This is a genomic window from Hahella sp. HNIBRBA332 (genome assembly GCF_030719035.1).
Lineage (GTDB): Bacteria > Pseudomonadota > Gammaproteobacteria > Pseudomonadales > Oleiphilaceae > Hahella.
This window is the reverse complement of record NZ_CP132203.1, coordinates 3,335,940-3,354,830: the sequence shown is the minus strand read 5'-3', so window position 1 is coordinate 3,354,830 and position 18,891 is coordinate 3,335,940. Positions and strand designations below refer to the sequence as shown.

Here is an 18,891-nt window from a genome sequence, read left to right as displayed (position 1 = left end):
TCAGGGATCGCTCGTGACCTGCTCGGTCGGGTTGATGTAACTGTCCAGGATCTCTTGTAAGCGTCCTTCTTTTTGCATTTTTGCGATGCCTGCGTCCATTAGCGCTTTAAGGTATTCTCCCTCCTCAGTGCGGGGAAACAGCATGTGATAGCCCTGCGGGGGAGAGTTGGGAATCGGGGTGTATTGCATCCCCGGCGTGGCGATCAAATCCAGACCTTTATGGGCGAAACCCAGCATGATTTCATAATCGGCGGTAATCAGGTCCACCTTGCCGCTACGCAACTTCAGGAACAGGTGGTCATAGGTCACGGAGTCAGTATCCATGGATTCGTTCGGGTGCTCCAGATAGGTGTAATTGTAGCCAGAGAGTCCGCCGATGACGTAAGTGTCCAGGAGGTTTTTTTCTACCTCGCCCAAGCCCTCGGGAAAACGCTGCTGCAAGTAGAAGAAGTAAAGGTGCGTCCAGTAGTAGGGAAGTGAATACAGATATTGTTTGCTGCGCTCCTCGGTGTAGGACGCATTGAGCAGCATGTCGTATTGGCGCGCTTTTCTGACTTCCAGCAAACAGCGCTTCCAGGAAGGAAGTTCAATGGAATACTTGATATGGTTGCTTTCCAAAATCTCCCGCGCCACATCCACGGCGTAACCGGCAATTTCCTTCTTACCATTCTCCATTCGATAAAACGTATAGGGTGGCCATTCTCCCGCGTCGTCGCAAATCCTCACAAAGGACAGCTCCGCCTCCGCCGCATAGACGCCCTGAACGATAAGCAGCCATAACAGCGCAAGTACAAACCGGGTAAATCGGCGCCGCATGTATAGTTGAAGTCTCTATCGATGAGAGTCACTGTATTAAAGATAGTGCATGCGGAATCAGTCTACAAAGTAGCGGGCCGGAAGGCATTCCGGCGTATGAGGAAATTACGGGTTGACAAATAGTGGCCCAGAGCCTTTAATTGTCTATGGTGGCTTTGAGCCACTATTTGAAATTAAGGAAGAGGTCTCAGATGTTCAGATATATAAAAACCGAACCCACCACCTACATCATGCAATTCAACAAAGGCAAACTTAAGCGGGAAGGCGCTGGCCTGGGCTTTTTCTATTTCGCGCCGACGACGTCACTGGTTTCGATTCCCATTGGCTCGGCGGACTTGCCTTTTATTTTCAAGGAAAGCACCAGCGACTTTCAGGAAGTTACCGTGCAAGGTCAGTTGGTCTATCGCGTAAAAAGCCCCAAGATTCTGGCGGCGACCATGAACTTCACCCTGGCTGATGACGGCAAATCCTATGTTTCGGACGCGCCGAAGAAGCTGCCAGCGCGCATTCTCAATCTGCTGCAGTCCATTACTCGCAACAGCATTCAGAGCCTGTCCTTGAAAGACAGCCTGCTGGCTTCGGAAACGCTGGCCGGGACACTCGCCGCCGCACTTGACTCCGCTCCTGTGCTGGAAAAACTGGGGGTGGAAATCCTGGATGTTTCCATTCTGGCGATTAAGCCCAACCCGGAAACCGCCCGCGCGCTTGAAGCCACAGTGCGCGAGCAAATGATGAAGGATGCGGACGAGGCGGCTTATACACGCCGCAACGCAGCCATTGAGCAGGAGCGTAAGATCAAGGAGAACGAGCTGGAGACGGAAATTTCCGTCGAACAGAAGAAGCAGCAGGTCAAGGAAGCGGAAATGGACGCCCGTATGGCGGTGCAACGTAAAACCCAGGAGCTGCAGCGGGAAGTATTGGAGAATGAAATAGAGCAGGAGAACAAGCGTAAAGAACTGGTGACGGTCAGCGCGGAAAACAGCCGCAAAGAAGCGGATGTCAAAGCCTATGCGATATCCGCCAGCATGAAGGCGATGGCGGAAGTGGATAACCGCATTCTGGAGGCGATCACCAACAGCTCGATGAATCCAGAACAACTGATCGCCCAGGCCTTCCGCCAGTTGGCCACCGGCGCTGACAAGATTGGTCAATTGAATATCAGCCCGGATCTGATGCGCGAGTTACTGGGTAAAAAACGATGAGCGAGCGTGCTACGGAAACCAAGCTGATTCTGGTGAAACGCAGAACGCGGTTGGAAGAGCTGGCCTGGCGGCATAACACTGAAGAACAGGCGCGCTTTTATATAGAGAGCCGCGGCGAAGACTTTGATGTCTACATTCATGAGGATCAAAGCTATCGCGCATCATTGGCCGCCGCAGAGACGACGTTGTCACGCATAGGACGCGTGCAGACCCTTGATCGAGATTTCCTTAGCAATTTCATCTTCGGCGCTCAGGATGTGGTTGTCGTGCTCGGACAAGACGGGCTGGTGGCGAATACACTGAAATATTTGCATGGCCAACCCGTCGTGGCGGTTAACCCCGATCCAGCTCGCATCGATGGCGTATTGCTGCCATTTCAAGTAGCGGACCTGGATGCGGTGCTGAAGGAGCTGCTGAAAGCCAAACGGCCGATCAAACGGGTATCCATGGCGGAAGCCAGCCTCAACGATGGCCAGACAATGGTGGCTGTGAACGACTTCTTCATCGGGCCGAAGAACCATACCTCGTTACGCTACGAAATTGATTTTCGCGAGTCTTCGGAAATGCACAGCTCAAGCGGTGTGATCGTCTCTACAGGACTCGGTTCCACCGGGTGGATGCGCAGCGTCATCGCCGGCTCCCTGGGCGTAGCGCGAGCCCGCGGCGCGCAAGGCGACAGCGCGGACGCCTATCAGCCGCTCTCATGGGACGCGCAAAAGCTACTGTTCTCCGTTCGCGAACCTTTCCCCAGTAATACGACGCAAACCGAACTGGTGTATGGGGAAATTACCGGCGGGGAGGCGCTGACTATCAAATCCCGCGTACCGGAAAACGGCGTTATTTTCAGCGACGGTATGATCAGCGACGCCATTGAGTTCAATAGCGGCGCGGTGGTTAACATCAGTTTGTCGCAACGATATGGTTCAATAGTTCATTGATAAAACGGTTTGGGCCGTAACGGTTGTCTATAAGCACAAGGAGAGGACCAATGGAACCTTATGAAAACTGGCCGAAAGAGCAATATAGTCGCAAAGTTTCGGCGTCTCACGCCTTTGGCGAGCATTTGTTCAACAAAGTTCGAAAAGAGGCGTTACATAGCATGCGATCGTATGAGAGCGACAGAGACCGCGAGTTAGTGGAGGAGACGGTGGATGCAACCCTTTACGCCATGATGCAGTTGCTGGACGGGATTTTCCTTAACGAAATTGATGAAAAACACCGGGCTGAATATGCTCTGATTCAACGTATTCGCGATGATGAGGGCGTTATGCTGGAAGAAAGTGAGCTGGCTCCGGACGGAGAGGGGCTTTGCATGGGGTTCCATGGTTGGCGTGAAGGGGATTTTGGCTGAATGAAAATTTCCTGAGGCGGACTGTCTGCGGAAGGCTAAATCTTGACTACACTTTTAAAGTCTAAGCCCCGTTGAACTGATTTGCGACGCAAGCATCCGCGAAAAGGGAGTATTTCATGAGGGAAGCGCATCCTGCCACCGCTATTGACCGTTTCTTCGCCCAGTTGACCCTGAGACAAAAATTTCTAGGACTCAGTGTGGTCATCATGATCATGTTTATCGCTTCCAGCTGGTATAACGCCAGTTTAACCCGTGAATCCCAACGTGACGCCCTGCGCGAGAGCGCAATGAACATGGTGGAGGCGGCCCTTCATAACCTGAAGCAGTATAAGGCGAAACACCCGGAAGAATTGAATCAGTACATTCGTGAGATGCTTGGCGGTTTGCGTTGGGGGGAGTCCCTGGACGGCTATGTTTACGCCTTTTCCGTCGACCAGAAGTTTGTCGCGTTTCCCCCTAAACCTGAATGGGTGGGGGAGCCGGTTCCTAACATTGACCTTAATGAAGGCGGGCGCTTTGGGGATGTGGCGACGCAATGGTTTCGCGCCGGCAAGTCTGGATTTGTGACCTACCAATGGCGCAAGCCGGGAAAAGAGGAGCTGGTCGATAAGACTACTTATATCGAGCCCTGGCCGGAACAAGGCTGGATCATCGCTTCAGGGATATACCTTGACGATGCGGATGAGCTGTATCAGGAAACACTGACCCGCTTGGTTTGGGTCAGCATTGGCGTTCTTGTGGTCATGTTCGCAGCGTCTCATTTCGTCGTTAATGCGATGCAGCGCAGTTTTTCTAGAGTGGTGGCGGCGATGGAGAATCTGGCGCGGGGTAACCTGACCTTTCATCTGGACTGTATCGGACGCGATGAGGTATCCCATATCAGTCGCGCCATTGAATCCACCCGGCGTTCGTTGGCGGATTTGATCGGAAAACAGATGGAGATCAGCCGTTCGCTGTCAGATGAGTCGAAAGAGCTTTCCAGCCGCATGGCGACCGCTAAACGAGCGATTGACGATGAATCCTCTCAGCTTGAGCAGTTGTCCTCCGCCATGGAGCAGATGGCGGCGACAGTGAGAGAAGTGGCGGAACACGCCAGCACCACTTCCGCCGCAACCCAGGCTACTAACGAGCGTGCGTCCACTGGCAACGAGTTGGTGGGCGATGCGGTTAACGTCATCAATAACCTGTCACGCAATCTGGATAATTGCTCCAAGGCGGTGACGGACATCGCCAATCAAGTGGATACCATCTCCTCTGTCACCGACAGCATCGAAAGCATCGCCGAGCAGACCAACCTGCTGGCGCTTAACGCCGCCATTGAGGCGGCGAGAGCGGGAGAAAGCGGACGCGGTTTCGCCGTCGTGGCGGATGAAGTAAGGCAACTGGCGATGCGCTCCCGAGACGCCACCGGTGAAATAAACGGCACTATTGAGGCGTTGAAGAAGCAGGTTAAGGACGCAGTTGAACTGATGGGCGCCAGCGTTGAAGTGGCGGAAACAGGTTCCTCCAAAGTGGGCGAGTCAGGAGACATGTTCGATGGCATCGTGACGGAAATGGGGGAAATCACCAATCGTAGTCTGCAGATTGCTACTGCGGCGGAGCAGCAGGGCAGTGTGGCTGGCGAGATGACTGCTAACCTCGCCCATGTGCGGGACGCAGTTAGGGATACCGAGCAGGTAGTAAGCAAATTGTTCGATTCTTCCAAAAATCTCAGCAACCGAGCGGCGCAGTTGAAAGAAATGGTTTCCAATTTCAAGGTGGCTTGAGAAACATTTTTAAACAATCGGCGCATAACTTATTGACGCTATTCGTGATATACAATCTCGTAAGGGGCCAGACAAGCTGACAGGGAGTAACGATCGATGAGAGGCCGTCATAGTTTGTCGGACCAATAATTAGAATAAAGAAAGGTTGGGTTAAGCTCACATGGAGGGCAGTGCATGGGCTTACACTTGCACAGTTTCAAATATGCGGCTGGCGTCTCCCATACATCCTTATTGTTTTCGCCACTGGTATTGGCGTTAAGCGTTGGGGTGAGTAACGGCGCATTCTGTTTTTTGATCGACGACGCGATTGGACGGGACTTTACTTACTATCACTTGTTTCGCCTGGGGCCCAGTCTGATGCTGAGCCTGGCGATTATCGTCTGGATTGCGCGTTTCCATACGGTGAGCGGTCAAGGCGCGCTGGAAATCTGCGGTAAAATATTTCTTGGATGGGCCACTGCTTTGTTCATGGGCGAAACGTCCATGGAAGTCTCTGTCACGCTTAAGTGGGCCGGCATCGCGGTTGGCGCGCTGATTGGCGGTGGATGCGTCTATTGGGCGTTTCATCCTTATCTGAAGAATACGCCTCCCTTGCACGATGCGCTGGTCAAACTGACCTCCATCACCCTACTGGGCGTCGCCTGCGTCATGCTGCTGTTTGAAGTCATGGAAAATGACGCCATCCACAACTGGCCTCCTCTGATGAGACGCCTGCTCGGTAACATAATCCTGTTTACGCCCTGGACCTATATTGTGCTGATTTGCGCCGGTGGTTGGCTGGGTAATGTTGAGGGGATGCAAAAGCGCCGTAAATAGACATTATTGTGTTGGCCAAGGTTTTACTTTATGAATGCGATGAGAAGCGGGCCTCAAAACAGCGATAGCTGTTCCCCAATATTGTTATTTTTAGGATCTTTCAGTCTGACTCCCATGCCCAACAGACGCACAGGTTTTTTCTGGCGCGCCCAGGCGGCGCTCATGAGGCGCAGGTAGTCGGGAAGACTTCGCCATTGGCCGCTGTAACCCGGTAGAAGTTCTTCAAGGGTGGTCTGAGTGAAGTCGGCGAATTTGACTTTGACGAAGCGCTTGCTGACCAGGTAGGCGTCACTGATGCGATTGAAACGCTCTAGTAGCTCTTCGAACAAAGGCTCGCAATGATCGAGAATAGCGTCGAGATTTTGCAGGTCGTGGTCGTAGGTGTGCTCAACGGACAGGGATTTACGCACCCACTCTGTCTGTACGGGACGGTTGTCCACGCCCCGTGACAGGTTGTAGAGGCGTTCGCCGTAGCTGCCGAAATGGCGCTCCAGATCGTCCTTGGACAGTTGCTGTAAATCGCTGCAGGTCGTGATGCCTAAAGCCCCCATTTTCGCCGCGGTCACTTTACCGACGCCGTTAATTTTGCGAACGGAAAGTTGGGGGATGAAGTCTTTGATGTCTTGCGGCCGGATGACGAAGATGCCGTCGGGCTTATTCCAGTCGCTGGCTATTTTGGCCAAAAACTTGTTCGGGGCGACCCCCGCCGATACCGTCAGCTGCAAGTCTTGTTTTACGCGGGCGCGAATTTCTTCGGCGATGAGTGTAGCGCTGCCCTTGCAGGCGTTGCATTCGGATACGTCCAGATAGGCTTCATCCAATGATAGAGGCTCAATCAGGTCGGTGTAGTCGCGAAATATTTTATGAATGTCTTTGGATACGCTGCGGTAGACCTCAAAGCGGGGACGAATGAACACTAAATCAGGACATAGCAGAACGGCTTTTGCTGAAGACATGGCGGAACGGACGCCAAATGCGCGAGCGTTGTAATTGCAGGTGGCGATGACGCCGCGTTTGTCAGGGCTGCCGCCCACCGCTACTGGCAGATGCCGCAGCGAGGGGTTATCGCGAATCTCTACGGAGGCGTAGAATGAGTCGGCGTCAATGTGGATGATTTTGCGCATAAAGCCTGTCTGCAGGCGGCCTCAACGGCGATTAACATGGTCCAAGGATAACGCCTCAGGACTGAGCGAACCAGCCCATGCGCGCCACGAAACGGAGCTTTAAATCTACTTGCTCAGAGGCGTCAAGGAAGGTAGCAGCCTGATCGTTTCCAGTCGCTCCATATCCTCCTGCAGACCCGCAATCAGCCAGCGCTTGAATGTAAGAATGCTGGGGTCGGAAGCGCGTAGTTTCTGATGCACAAAATAATAGCCCCAGCCGCTGTCGTGGCTATGATTGCGAGGTGTGGTCAAGATGCCGTTTTTCAATTCATCCATAATGAACAGCGGGTCCGCCAACGCGACGCCATGCCCCTGAATGGCGACGGTCACCGGCATGTCCAAGGTATCGAATATCAGCCCTGAAGACGGGTCCACGCCGGGCACGGGATTTTTCGTCAACCAATTGCGCCAGTCTTCATGAGTGACGGAAGGGTGCAGTAGCGGCAAGTTGCGAATGAGGCGGTCCCAGTCATTCCCGTGCTGCTTCAGCAAAGAGGGATGGCATACTGGTACAAGTTGCTCTTCCCGCAGCAGGTTGGCTGAGCCGTTATCCCGCCGGCGTCCGCAATGCAATACGATATCGTAGTGATCCAGATCCAGGTCCGCCTCTTTCTCCGCCGACAACCACATGGTTGTGATTTTCAGCTGGACGTCTTTGAGTTCTCGTTGCAACTGAGGCAGGCGAGGGAACAACCAGCGAACGGCGAGGGAAGGCGTTACTTGCAGGCGCAAAATATCTTTTTGATGGGAAGACGCCGCGTCACAGGCTTTGACCAACTGATCAAAAATATCCCCCAGGCTGTGAAAGAGTTTTTCTCCGGCTTCCGTTAATTTGATATGGCGCGCCCGCCGCAGGAAAAGAGGCTGCTCAAAATATTCCTCAAGTAATTTTACCTGTTTGCTGACTGCGCCTTGCGTTACGTTCAGCTCGAGCGCAGCGACAGAGAAGCTGAGTAGTCTGGCGCTGGCCTCAAAGGCTTTTAGCGCATTTAGCGGTGGTAATTTTCTGGGACGGATTGGCATGAATAAAACTCATGTGTAACGGCGAATGTTTCGCTTGTGAATATTGCCGCTCCAACCTAATTTAGGCAACAGCTTTGTTAAGACGCTGTGACTGGCGTTCTTTTACTGGCCATGCTTGGAATGAATACGGACCTGCAGGAGGCGGATTCCGAGCGACAGTTTTAATTTATTGAGTGAAACTAACTAACAGGTGTGTGGCGAAGGCTCGTCGTGAGACGTTGCCGAAGAGTGAGCAAGGAAAAATGAGCAGGTTAAGAGAAGTTCTGAAATTATCCCTTCCGTTATCAGCGGCCCAGGTTGCGCAGTCAGCCATGATTTTCTGCGATTCCGTTATGTTTGGGATTTTGGGAGTGGAAGAGTTGGCGGGCGCCGGGCTGGGCGCGGCGATATTCAACTTCATATTGGTGGTGATCAGCGGTTTGCTCGCAGCGGTCGCCAATGAGGTCGCTTTTCATACTGGCCGCGGCGCGCGGCAGGACATCATTCGTATTGTCAAGGCGGGCCTGATTCTCGTCGTGGTGATCGCCGCCATGGTGGCGCTGGCGATGAAAGTGACGCCTGCGCTGTTGCTGAGTATGGGCCAGGAGCCGCAGGCGGTGGCGTATGCTTCGCAATACTTGGGGCAGGCCGCCTGGATCAGTTTGCCGGCGTTTACATTCATGGTGCTGCGGGGGTTGGCTGCGGGCATGTCACGCACCACTTCCATCATGCGAATCAGTTTTGCAGCAGTGGCGCTGAACGTGCCATTAAGTTATGCACTGATGACCGGCTGGCGCTTTTTCCCTGAACTCGGCATTGCCGGCGTCGCGATTGGAACCGCATTGGTGTGTGTGTTCATGTGCGTCATGCTTGTCTTGGACTTGAACCGTTATGCGGAAGTCCGTGCGGTGCTGGGCGGTCTGGCAAAAGTCAAAACCCGCTTGGTGGACTTCAAGCCGTTCTATTCGCTGGGATTGCCGATCATGCTGGCCTGGACGATGGAGGCGGGACTGTTCACCGCTGCGACCTTATTGGCGGGCGCCATGGGTGCAGTGGCGTTGGCGGCGCATCAGATTGCCCTACAGGCAGCTTCCATGTCTTTCAATATCTATATTGGATTCGCTCAGGGCGCTTCTATCCGTGTAGGGCAATGTTACGGAGAAGGTCGCATGGGAGAATTGAAGAGTTACGCCTGGACGGGTCTGTCATTGGGCGGGTTGTTCTGCCTGGTGTCGGCGCTTGTGTTTCTGTTACTTCCTGAGCAGATCGTTGGTCTCTTTACCCTTGGCGGAGAAGGGGCCTTGGATCAGGACGTGTTGACGCTAGGCGTCAGCCTGCTTGCGGTAGCGGCGGTTTTCCAGGTGGTGGATGGCGCTCAGGTCATCATGATGACCGCCCTGAGGGCCTTGCGTATGGGGGCGGCGCCGACCCTGATTACGGTGGTTGGATATTGGCTGGTTGGCTTCCCTGTGGCGTGGCTGCTGAAAGGTCAGTGGGGAATAGTCGGTGTCTGGATGGGCTTGGGCGTGGGTCTCGGGTTTACAGCAATATGTCTTACCACACTGTTTAACTGGCGGGTGAACCGAGCGTTAAAAGGAGAATTACGGAAAGAAAACAGTACTTTTGTAACGGCGCCAACTGAGTCCCAATTAACTCACAACTAAGCCAAATGGCCGGCGCGTCAATCGTTCTTTTCCATTAAACTGCCTATAAATTCAATAGGTTGTCGCACCTCTTTAAGCATGAGTCAATTTTAGATTCAGCGTGACATGTCTGAGGTGCGGCGACCTGTTGTGATTAGAGGCGGTCTTCCTTCTCATTCTTACAAAAACTATATAGTAGTCCGCCCCGAATCCGTTTATATATTGAGGATTAACTTGGTTGTGTTCGTTTTTTGATCGCAACTGACCGCGGTTTCTCTCGGGGGTATAGTGCAGTTACGCAAGTCCATAAAGTCAGCGCAGCAGTTTGCATTGATTGGAGGAATCGTTTTGATGTCCCAGACCGCAAGTGCTGAGACGTCATTCTGGTCGCCCATTGCGGAGACGCAGAAAACACAAGAATTTCCGTATTTTGCTGTCGTGTTGAAAGGCGAGGAGCTACGCGCCTACCTCAGAGCCGCCCCCCAACAAGGCACCGCCGATGGCCTGTCTTTGACATTGCCGATGCCGGATCAGCGCTTTGTCACGGTTGAAGCGTATGACTCTCCGGTGATGGCGCCTGAGCTCGCTGAAAAGTATCCCAATATCCGAACTTACAAAGTTCATGGCGTGGATATCCCCACCTTGTCAGGTCGCATTGATTATACCGATGCAGGCTTCAAGGCTTTTCTCACCATGGATGGCCGTAGTGTATTGATAGAGCCTGAAAGCCGGTTTTCCGATAGGAAGACGGAGGATCGCTACCGGGTTTTCTTCAAGCAGGATCTGCCATACATCCCCAAACCCATCGAGCCGGAAGGCGCGCTCATACCGGAAAAAGCCGGGAATAGCGTCGAGCGCCATGAAGAAACGGTGGAGCCTGGGTTTTTCTCACGGTTGTGGCGATCCATAAAGAGCTGGTTTTAACCGCCGGTGAACTAGCCAAAGCCCCTGCTTTCTCAGGGGACAGGCGTCAGAGATTATTATCAGGTATTTGAGTTGATGAGCATGAATAAAGCAGCATTTTTTGTGGCGTCGCAGTTGGCGCTGGCTATCGCCAGTGTCTCCCATGCCCAGTCTCCCGATGGATTGTGGCTGGACATGGCGGGTAAAGCGCAGGCGCAGACTGAGTCGGCGTTCCACTATCGCGGAATAGCGGCGGATATTGAGCGCCTTAAAGTCTATCTGCAAGACGCCCCCCTTGAAGGAGCGTTAGAAGGATTGCCGTTTTACTACCCCAAACCTGATGGCGGCTTTTTACTGCTGGAAGCGTTTTACTCTCCTGTCATGGCCCCAGAGTTAGAGGCCAAGTATCCAGAACTGCGCACCTACAAAGTATTTGGCGTTGAGGACAAAGGCGTCAGTGGGCGTATCGACACAACGCCGCGTGGATTTCATGGTTATGTGAATACCCCGGAAGCCACGATGGTGATTGAACCGGAATCCAGCTTTAGCGAGACAGAGAGCGCCAGCCAGTATCGCGGTTTTTTCAAAGAGGACATGCCAAGTAAAGAGCCTTTGCAGTGCGATACGGCGGAGCATGACCACTCCATAGAGAGCGGTAATGAATATGGTTATCTGAAGTCTCTTGAAATGCCTGGGCTGGCGGAACGAGTAAGTTTTGGCGACAGCTATAAAGTATATCGACTGGCGATGGCTGCTACTGGCGAGTTCTCGGCATCAGTTAGTAGCGACTCAAGCAATCCTTCTGTAGCGGAAACTCAGGCATTTATTGTTTCTGTCGTTAACCGCCTTAATCAGATATACGAGAAGGAAGTTGCGGTTCGTTTTCAGCTGGTTGCGGACAACGACAGCATTATTTACACAGATTCGTCAACAGACCCTTACTCTAGCTCCTCAAACATGCTGCCGGAAAATCAGTCCAACCTTGACAGCGTTATAGGAACTGCTGATTACGATGTTGGTCATCTTCTCAATCAAGTGGGGGGCGGGCTAGCCTATGTCGGGGTGGTTTGTAGCAGCACTCATAAGGCGCAAGGGCGGACTGGCCTTGGAAACCCTGATGGCCGCTTTGAATACTTTGTGTCGGACTTGCTGGCCCATGAACTTGGACACCAGTTTGGTGCAGGCCACACCTTCAATGCGACTAGTGGTGATTGCGGCGGAGGTCGTCGTTCAGCCAGCAGCGCATGGGAAGTTGGGTCTGGTTCGACGATAATGTCTTACTCGGGATTATGTTCTCCTCAAAATATACAGAATAATGCAGACGACTACTTTAACGGAGGTAGTCTGGAGCAAATCCACAATCATCTGACGGTTAGTGGGGCTAGCTGCGGAACGCAGGTCAATACAGGGAATGCAATTCCCACTGTGAATGCAGGGCCAGATTACACGATTCCCGCCCAGACACCTTTCATGCTCACTGCGACGGCTAATGATACTGATCCAGGCGATTTATCTGGATTAACCTACACATGGGAGCAGCAAGACAAAAGTGATAGCGGTGGAACTTCGGATGCGGTTGAAATGGCCACCGATGATGGACAGCGTCCTTTGTTCCGTTCTTTTCAAGGAACGACTTCACCTACGCGTTACTTCCCCAAATTGGACGTAATTCTTTCTGGTGATCTAAGCGGCTCTCTAGGGGAAACCCTGCCTACGACCGACCGCGATCTTAATTTCAGGGTTACCGTTCGCTCTGGCGATTTCGGTGTAAACCAGGATGACGTCAAGCTGACGGTTGATGGCGACTCTGGCCCATTTAAGGTAACTGCTCCAGGCGCCGGATCATATACCGGCGGACAACAGATGGATGTGGCCTGGAATGTAGCGAATACAAATCTGGCCCCAGTAAGTTGCAGCCAGGTGGATATCGAATTATCGAAAGATGGCGGCTCCACGTTTACTACGATAATTAAAGCCGGCGCCTCCAACGATGGATTCGAGAGAGTGGTTGCTCCCAACACGGATACCACAAATGGACGAATTCGGGTGAAGTGTAGCGACAACGTGTTCTTTAGCATTTCCCCTGCGAACTTCTCTCTGGTTTCCGTGAATACCTCTGGCAATATTTCCGTCAGCGCGGTCAGTGCGAACCAAGTTGAAGGGAATAGCGGTCAGACGGCTTTTACCTTTCAAGTTTCCCGTCAGTACGCAATTGTCGACATGACAGTGGATTACAATGTAGCGGGGGCGGGAGCTAATCCAGCCAACGCGACAGACTTCGGAGGCGTCTTGCCTTCTGGAGCAGTGAGCTTGGCGGCGGGTGAGTTCAGTAAGACGTTTACGGTTAATGTCTCTGGCGATACGACATTCGAGACGGATGAGACTTTCACGCTGACAATAAGCAATCCATCCTCTGGGATTGTCAGTCAGGCGACTGCGTCAGGCGTGATATCTAATGATGATGAAGAGCCTGCTGGCGGCGACTCAGGTGGTAGCGACTCAGGTGGTAGCGACTCAGGTGGTAGCGACTCAGGTGGTAGCGACTCAGGTGGTAGCGACTCAGGTGGTAGCGACTCAGGTAGTGGCGACTCAGGTAGTGGCGACTCAGGTAGTGGCGATTCCGGCGGTGGCGATTCCGGCGGTGGCGATTCCGGCGGTGGCGGTGCGGTCTGGTTGATGCTGGCGGCGTTGGGTTGGCTGCGGCTTAAATTTCCTCGTAAATAACGCCAGTCTTAAGTTAAGAAGGTGAGCGCAATGCTCACCTTCTTTAAATACATCTGTCGATGACTCAGGTCGATAAATCTGGGTTCAACTTTCCTCCTTCCTTTCTTCGCCAGTCGCTTTTTCCTCAAATCGAATGAGGGGGATCCAAAACCGGTAAAGCATGTCTTCATAGCTGGGGAGCTTCTTGAATGCTTCGTAGTTTTCTTTCATCAGGCGCAGCCGCAATTCCGAGGCTTTCGCATTTCTGATGAAGAACAGCAAACACAATGCAGTCATAATCAATATGGCTCCGGTCAGGCTTAATAACAGCATGGGCCTCCCTTTGCTATTCCTCTATATTCCCTTGGTAACTTTGTCCGCATCGCCGGTTTTGTCGCTTTTGGCTTTCTGTCCAACCTTTACATTTTTCTTTAGCGTTTGAGTGGATGATTTACCTTGTCCACCTCGCTTCGATGAAACCTTAAGAACGCCGTCGGTCAGAACCTGTAATTGCCATTGTCGCGGCTCAGGCACCGAGTCTCCCCACTCATAAACAGCCTGGGTGGTGATTCCTAACGTTTTGGCGACGTTCGCCACCGAACCGAAGTAAGCAAGTACTTCCGCTTTCGTCATAGCTGCCTCCTTACATCGCGCGTTATACAAGCATAATTGCTTAAATAAAGCAAGCATATTTGTAGCAAGGCGGGTTACAATGCGGCAAACTACAAAGCTGGCTTGCATATGTCTGTAACCGAAAGAATCGAACAACTACTACTCGAAAGGGGCGTTCATCGCCGTCAGGTAAAGCGGAAAATCTCTAACGCTTGCGGAGTCCGTTATGAAACTGTACGTCAGTGGTTTAACGGCACGATTGCTGAAGTAGGCGCGAATTATCTTTTGATTATCGCCGACAAATGGGATGCCAACTTTGATTGGCTATACACGGGCAAGGGCTCTATGGAAAAGCCCAAGATCAGCGAAGAGGCCGCTTCCTATTTGCCTGAAGAGAAAAGGGCCTGGTTAGAATTGTTCGATAACACGTCTGACGTTGAGCGCGCATACATGCTCAATGAGTTGAAAAGGTTCCGTAAGTCTATTCAAAATCCATATGAGGGGTTGGAGCCGGCCTCTTTCTCAAAAAAGGAAGAAAAAGTTAAAAGCTGATAACTTGTTGGCATTTAACTGGAAGTTGTACTTCCGTCCAAGTCTCTGACTGACTTTCACATCGGAAAGTCAGTTTCTCGCCAAGAATCGATCATTCTTCTTACCTGTTCTTAATATTTTGTCTTCTTTTTCGCTTGTTGAGCGATTGCGTTTGCGTTTTTAGCGAAATTGCGTCGCGCCTAGCGCCCAAGGCCTGTCTGAGGGAATGGAAGGGTGTGGAATAACGGCGAAATCCAGTTGTACTTTTATTAATCATTGTCAATGTAATAAAAAATCTTGGAATTAGGCATGCAAGCTTGTATTAATGCGAGATACAATTTACAAATCTTAACAAAGCTGGCTTGCATATGAGTGTTACAAAAAGAATTGAAAGACTACTACTGGATCGGGGAGTGCATCCTCGGAAAATTAAACGGGAAATCTCCGTCGCCTGTAACGTGCGTTACGAAACAGTGCGCCAATGGTTTAACGGAGATATTTATCAGGTGGGAGCGGATTACCTGATTACCATTGCTGACAAATGGGATGGCAACTTCGAATGGCTGCGTACAGGCGATGGCCCCATGTATCGCGTGCGTATGGAAGAAGACGGTCCTGTCTATCAACTGCCGCCTGAGAAGCAGGCCTGGTTGGATCTTTACGATCGCACAACCGAATTTGAGCGCACGTTGTTGGTGTCGGAGCTGGATCGTATTCGTCACGCTTTCCGCAAACCCTCTGGACCAAGCGTCAAAAGAGGGCATAACGGCGCTGCTGTAAGGATTCAGGAAAGCCCCGTCGCATCCTGACGGGCCTTTTTGTCGTCTAAGTCGCATATGCGCGGTTTACAGCTGTAGCGAAGTGGTGCGGCTTTGAATTATTCTGCTGGGTCTCAGGAAATACTGGAGACAAGGCGGCGGCGGGATTGAGCCGCGTCAGAGTGGAATTGACGACAAAGAGGGAAGCGCATGGCGACTATTGTTATTTTAGGCGCGGGCCTGGGCGGAATGCCCATGGCGTTTGAGTTAAGGGAAACACTGAGTAAAGACCACCGCATAGTGGTGGTGAGTGATAAAGACTATTTTCATTTCGTGCCGTCCAATCCTTGGGTGGCCATCGGATGGCGGGAGCCAGAAGCGATTAAAATTCCGCTGCAATCCCCCTTATCCGGCAAAGGCGTAGAGTTGGTGGTCGGCGCAGCGCAAAAGGTCGACCCGGACGCTAACCGCATAGAGCTTAAAAATGGAGATAGCATCTCCTACGATCATCTGATCATTGCGACAGGTCCTCGACTGGCGTTTGAAGAGATTCCGGGGCTGGGTCCTGGAGGCTACACCCAATCCATTTGCCATATTGATCACGCGATAAAAGCCAACCAGAAGTGGCGCGAGTTCGTCGAAGATCCCGGCCCCATTGTCGTTGGCGCGGTGCAGGGCGCCTCTTGTTTTGGGCCCGCTTATGAGTTCGCCTTTATTATGGATCGTGACCTGCGTAAACGGCGTATTCGCGATAAAGTGCCAATGACCTTCGTCACTTCAGAACCTTATATTGGTCATCTCGGTCTGGGTGGGGTAGGCGATAGTAAAGGCATGCTGGAGTCTCAACTGCGCCAAAAACACATCGATTGGGTTTGCAACGCCAAGGTTGAGTCTGTCGACAATAATCTTATGACCGTCATGGAAGTGGATGAGAATGGACAGGATAAGAAACGCCGCGAATTGCCGTTCAAATATTCCATGATGCTGCCCGCCTTTACTGGTATTGATGCGTTAAGAGGTGTCGAGGGACTGGTGAATCCCCGAGGTTTTGTCGTGATTGATAAGCATCAACGCAATCCTACGTATTCCAATGTTTGGGGCATTGGTGTGGCGGTGGCGATTACGCCGAAGGAAAAGACACCCGTTCCGACCGGCGTCCCCAAAACTGGCTATATGATTGAGAGTATGGCGACGGCGGTGGCGAAAAATATCCAGGCGACCCTCGCCGGCGCGGATCCCAAAGCGGAAGCAACCTGGAATGCGGTGTGTCTGGCGGATATGGGGGACACCGGAATCGCCTTTGTGGCGATTCCACAGATGCCGCCGCGCAACGTGAACTGGATGCGTGAAGGCAAGTGGGTGCATGTCGCCAAAGTGGCGTTCGAAAAGTACTTTCTTCTCAAATTACGCAAAGGGTCTACAGAGCCGCTCTTTGAGCGCTACATATTAAAGGCTTTCGGAATTGAAAGGCTGAAGGTCCCTTCTTAACCGCACTTTGAAACTCTTTTCCCGGTCTTTTCTAACGCGTCATCCTAAGTGGGCGGACGCGTTTCTCCCCATTATCGTGACGGAAATTAACCACGGAAAGCGCTTATATTTCCTGTAATTACGTCCAAAATTAGGGGAGTTCCATGCTTAGAAGGTTTACCGCTGCTTTGATTGGTGTGTTGAGCGCCGCCAGTGTTTATGCCGACAATCCGGATCATCCGTTGTTAAGTCGTTATCCTGACGCCACAGTAAGAACCTATCTGCAGATCGATTATGCGCCGTTCACGATTCCCGCCAGCAAACTCAGCGGCGAAGATAAGCCTTACGAATATGAAAAGTTAAGCCTGACGGGCGACTTGACCCAACACTTCTATAACCTCGAAAACGTCTCCACGCTAAAGGTTTATAAGAACTATCGGACCGCGCTGGAAAAAGGCGGTTTCAAATCCGTTTACCTGTGTGAGTTGGAGCACTGCGGCTCGGAATATCAAGTCTCGGAGCTGGGCGCTTTGGTGTCGTCGAATGACAGCGTCTATAACTACTACCGCAAACCTTACTACATGGTTTACGAGAAGGGGGCGGAAAAAGGTAAAGTCACGGTGGCGCTGTTCATTGGCGGCTATGAAGACGAGGTCGCCGTGCAGCAGGTTATCGTTGAAGAAGAGCCGTTGCAGAACGACCTTGTCGCAATGAATGTCGAATATCTTGGGGCGCAGCCGCCTGCAACAGTGATGAAAGCGAATGACCCGGACGCGACGAAGGAAGATCATCCGCTGTTGCCACGCTATCCCGGTGCGGATTTGCGTCAACGCAAAGTGGTGGATTATGAGCGCATTAGCATTCCAGTTTCCGCGCTGGGCGATGACAAACCCTATCAGTTTGAAACATTGGACTTAGTAGGGGACTTGTCCAGGCACTTTTATGAACTGGAAAATGTCTCCACGTTAAAGTTGTACGAAAACTATAAAGCGGCGCTGGCGAAGGGCGGCTTTACCACTATCTATTCCTGTGAGCTGCAGCAATGTGGCGATGAATATAAGACAGCGCACCTTGGTGGTCTGATATCGCTCACAGAATCTGTCTACAACAATTACCGTAATCCCTACTTTATGGTGGCTTCAAAAGACGCAGTCAAAGGCAAGGTGTATGTCGCCTTGTTTATCGGCGGTTATGAAGATGAAGCGGCAGTGCAGCAGATCATTCTGGAATCGGAAGCGCTGGAGGATGATCTGATAACGGTGGATGTGGACAGTCTGAGTCGTGATATCGACGAGACCGGAAAAGCGCTTTTATACGGGGTGTTATTTGATACGGACAAAGCTGTCGTCAAAGACGAATCCAAACCTACTTTGGATGCTATTGCCGGCTTGCTGAAGAAACGTCCAGATCTGTTGCTCTATGTGACAGGTCACACGGATGACACAGGGGCGTTCCAGCACAATATTGAGTTGTCCTCGGCGCGTGCGAAGGCGGTTGTTGAGCGTCTGATAAAAGACTACGGTATTGCGCAAGCGCGTTTGATTCCCTACGGAGTAGGCCCGGTGGCGCCGGAAACGGATAACCTTTCCGACGCTGGAAAGAAACGCAATCGTCGCGTTGAGCTGATTCGGCGACTTCAGTAGCAAGCTTGTAAGCGCTGCGTGATTTATAAAAGATAAAAAGAGGCCTTGAGCGGCCTCTTTTAATTTGTGCTGTCTATCGGATTCAGCAGTTCATGCTGACGCTGCTGCGGTTTGGTCAGTGCGCCAGGTTTTGACGCACGTAGCTTTCGAACTCATTGCAGCCACCGATGTGTTCTTTATCGATAAATATTTGCGGCACGGTCTGGACTGGCTTGCCGACGGTTTTCTCCAGATCAGCCTTGCTAATGCCTTCCTCATGAATGTCAATGTAGCGGAAATCGAAATCTTGTCGCTGATCTTTTAATTGTTCTGCAATTTGCTTGGCTCTAACGCAATAAGGGCACCCTGACCGACCGAAAATTACCGTATACATGACTGATACCTCCGTAGGCGCGTGTAAAACATTGCGACCTAGATTATACGTGGCGGTGTGAGGAGGAAAATTGATAGTTAATAACGTTTTGATTGATTTTTGTTATTGGTGTGCGTTGAAATTGTCTCTATAGAGCGGGAGA

18 protein-coding genes are annotated in these 18,891 nt (G+C 51.8%); 12 read left to right on the top strand and 6 right to left on the bottom strand.

What is annotated here, in order from left to right; translation table 11 throughout:
• Complete coding sequence (locus tag O5O45_RS14785; protein WP_305905974.1) at positions 1-816, bottom strand: substrate-binding periplasmic protein; 816 nt, start codon at positions 814-816, stop codon at positions 1-3.
• Positions 817-1,007: 191 nt separating this feature from the next.
• On the opposite strand from O5O45_RS14785, the gene O5O45_RS14780 reads away from it, so the two are divergent.
• The 5 genes from O5O45_RS14780 to O5O45_RS14760 all read left to right on the top strand — a co-directional run bounded on the left by O5O45_RS14780 (position 1,008) and on the right by O5O45_RS14760 (position 5,951).
• On the top strand, positions 1,008-2,018 hold the full coding sequence (locus O5O45_RS14780; protein WP_305905973.1) for an SPFH domain-containing protein: 1,011 nt from the start codon (positions 1,008-1,010) through the stop codon (positions 2,016-2,018).
• A complete protein-coding gene (locus O5O45_RS14775; protein WP_305905972.1) occupies positions 2,015-2,956 on the top strand; it encodes a diacylglycerol kinase catalytic domain-containing protein in 942 nt (313 codons plus the stop codon). The genes O5O45_RS14780 and O5O45_RS14775 overlap by 4 nt, the downstream gene beginning before the upstream one ends.
• 50 nt (positions 2,957-3,006) lie before the next feature.
• Positions 3,007-3,369: a hypothetical protein gene (locus O5O45_RS14770; protein WP_305905971.1), complete on the top strand. Its 363-nt coding sequence runs from the start codon at positions 3,007-3,009 to the stop codon at positions 3,367-3,369.
• A gap of 116 nt (positions 3,370-3,485) precedes the next feature.
• A complete protein-coding gene (locus O5O45_RS14765; RefSeq protein ID WP_305905970.1) occupies positions 3,486-5,135 on the top strand; it encodes a methyl-accepting chemotaxis protein in 1,650 nt (549 codons plus the stop codon).
• Positions 5,136-5,309: 174 nt separating this feature from the next.
• Positions 5,310-5,951 (top strand): hypothetical protein, encoded by a 642-nt coding sequence (locus O5O45_RS14760; protein WP_305905969.1) that lies wholly within the window; start codon positions 5,310-5,312, stop codon positions 5,949-5,951.
• 53 nt (positions 5,952-6,004) lie between these two features.
• On the opposite strand, the gene dinB is transcribed toward O5O45_RS14760, so the two are convergent.
• Both dinB and O5O45_RS14750 read right to left on the bottom strand, forming a co-directional pair.
• Positions 6,005-7,075, bottom strand: coding sequence for a DNA polymerase IV (dinB, locus tag O5O45_RS14755; RefSeq protein WP_305905968.1), 1,071 nt, complete (start codon positions 7,073-7,075; stop codon positions 6,005-6,007).
• Between the two features lie 105 nt (positions 7,076-7,180).
• Complete coding sequence (locus tag O5O45_RS14750) at positions 7,181-8,137, bottom strand: LysR substrate-binding domain-containing protein (protein ID WP_305905967.1); 957 nt, start codon at positions 8,135-8,137, stop codon at positions 7,181-7,183.
• Positions 8,138-8,379: 242 nt separating this feature from the next.
• On the opposite strand from O5O45_RS14750, the gene O5O45_RS14745 reads away from it, so the two are divergent.
• The 3 genes from O5O45_RS14745 (at position 8,380) to O5O45_RS14735 (ending at position 13,386) form a co-directional block, all read left to right on the top strand.
• A complete protein-coding gene (locus O5O45_RS14745) occupies positions 8,380-9,780 on the top strand; it encodes an MATE family efflux transporter (RefSeq protein ID WP_305905966.1) in 1,401 nt (466 codons plus the stop codon).
• A gap of 330 nt (positions 9,781-10,110) precedes the next feature.
• Entirely contained in the window at positions 10,111-10,683 is a 573-nt protein-coding gene (locus tag O5O45_RS14740; protein ID WP_305905965.1) for a hypothetical protein, read from the top strand.
• Positions 10,684-10,764: 81 nt separating this feature from the next.
• Positions 10,765-13,386: a reprolysin-like metallopeptidase gene (locus O5O45_RS14735; protein WP_305905964.1), complete on the top strand. Its 2,622-nt coding sequence runs from the start codon at positions 10,765-10,767 to the stop codon at positions 13,384-13,386.
• A gap of 84 nt (positions 13,387-13,470) precedes the next feature.
• On the opposite strand, the gene O5O45_RS14730 is transcribed toward O5O45_RS14735, so the two are convergent.
• Complete coding sequence (locus O5O45_RS14730) at positions 13,471-13,698, bottom strand: hypothetical protein (protein ID WP_305905963.1); 228 nt, start codon at positions 13,696-13,698, stop codon at positions 13,471-13,473.
• A 21-nt stretch (positions 13,699-13,719) separates the two neighbouring features.
• Positions 13,720-13,998: a Cro/CI family transcriptional regulator gene (locus O5O45_RS14725; protein ID WP_305905962.1), complete on the bottom strand. Its 279-nt coding sequence runs from the start codon at positions 13,996-13,998 to the stop codon at positions 13,720-13,722.
• A gap of 108 nt (positions 13,999-14,106) precedes the next feature.
• Here O5O45_RS14725 and O5O45_RS14720 point away from each other — a divergent pair, with 108 nt between their 5' ends.
• The 4 genes from O5O45_RS14720 (at position 14,107) to O5O45_RS14705 (ending at position 18,376) form a co-directional block, all read left to right on the top strand.
• Positions 14,107-14,529: a transcriptional regulator gene (locus tag O5O45_RS14720; RefSeq protein ID WP_127971876.1), complete on the top strand. Its 423-nt coding sequence runs from the start codon at positions 14,107-14,109 to the stop codon at positions 14,527-14,529.
• A 347-nt stretch (positions 14,530-14,876) separates the two neighbouring features.
• The gene (locus O5O45_RS14715; protein ID WP_011398087.1) at positions 14,877-15,317 is read left to right on the top strand and encodes a hypothetical protein; all 441 of its coding nucleotides are present in this window, start codon (positions 14,877-14,879) and stop codon (positions 15,315-15,317) included.
• A gap of 159 nt (positions 15,318-15,476) precedes the next feature.
• Positions 15,477-16,754, top strand: a complete 1,278-nt coding sequence (locus O5O45_RS14710; RefSeq protein ID WP_305905961.1) for an NAD(P)/FAD-dependent oxidoreductase — start codon at positions 15,477-15,479, stop codon at positions 16,752-16,754.
• A 143-nt stretch (positions 16,755-16,897) separates the two neighbouring features.
• Positions 16,898-18,376, top strand: a complete 1,479-nt coding sequence (locus O5O45_RS14705; protein WP_305905960.1) for an OmpA family protein — start codon at positions 16,898-16,900, stop codon at positions 18,374-18,376.
• 115 nt (positions 18,377-18,491) lie between these two features.
• Here the strand turns inward: O5O45_RS14705 and O5O45_RS14700 are convergent, their stop codons facing one another.
• On the bottom strand, positions 18,492-18,749 hold the full coding sequence (locus tag O5O45_RS14700) for a GrxA family glutaredoxin (protein WP_305905959.1): 258 nt from the start codon (positions 18,747-18,749) through the stop codon (positions 18,492-18,494).
• Between the last annotated feature and the right edge of the window lie 142 nt (positions 18,750-18,891).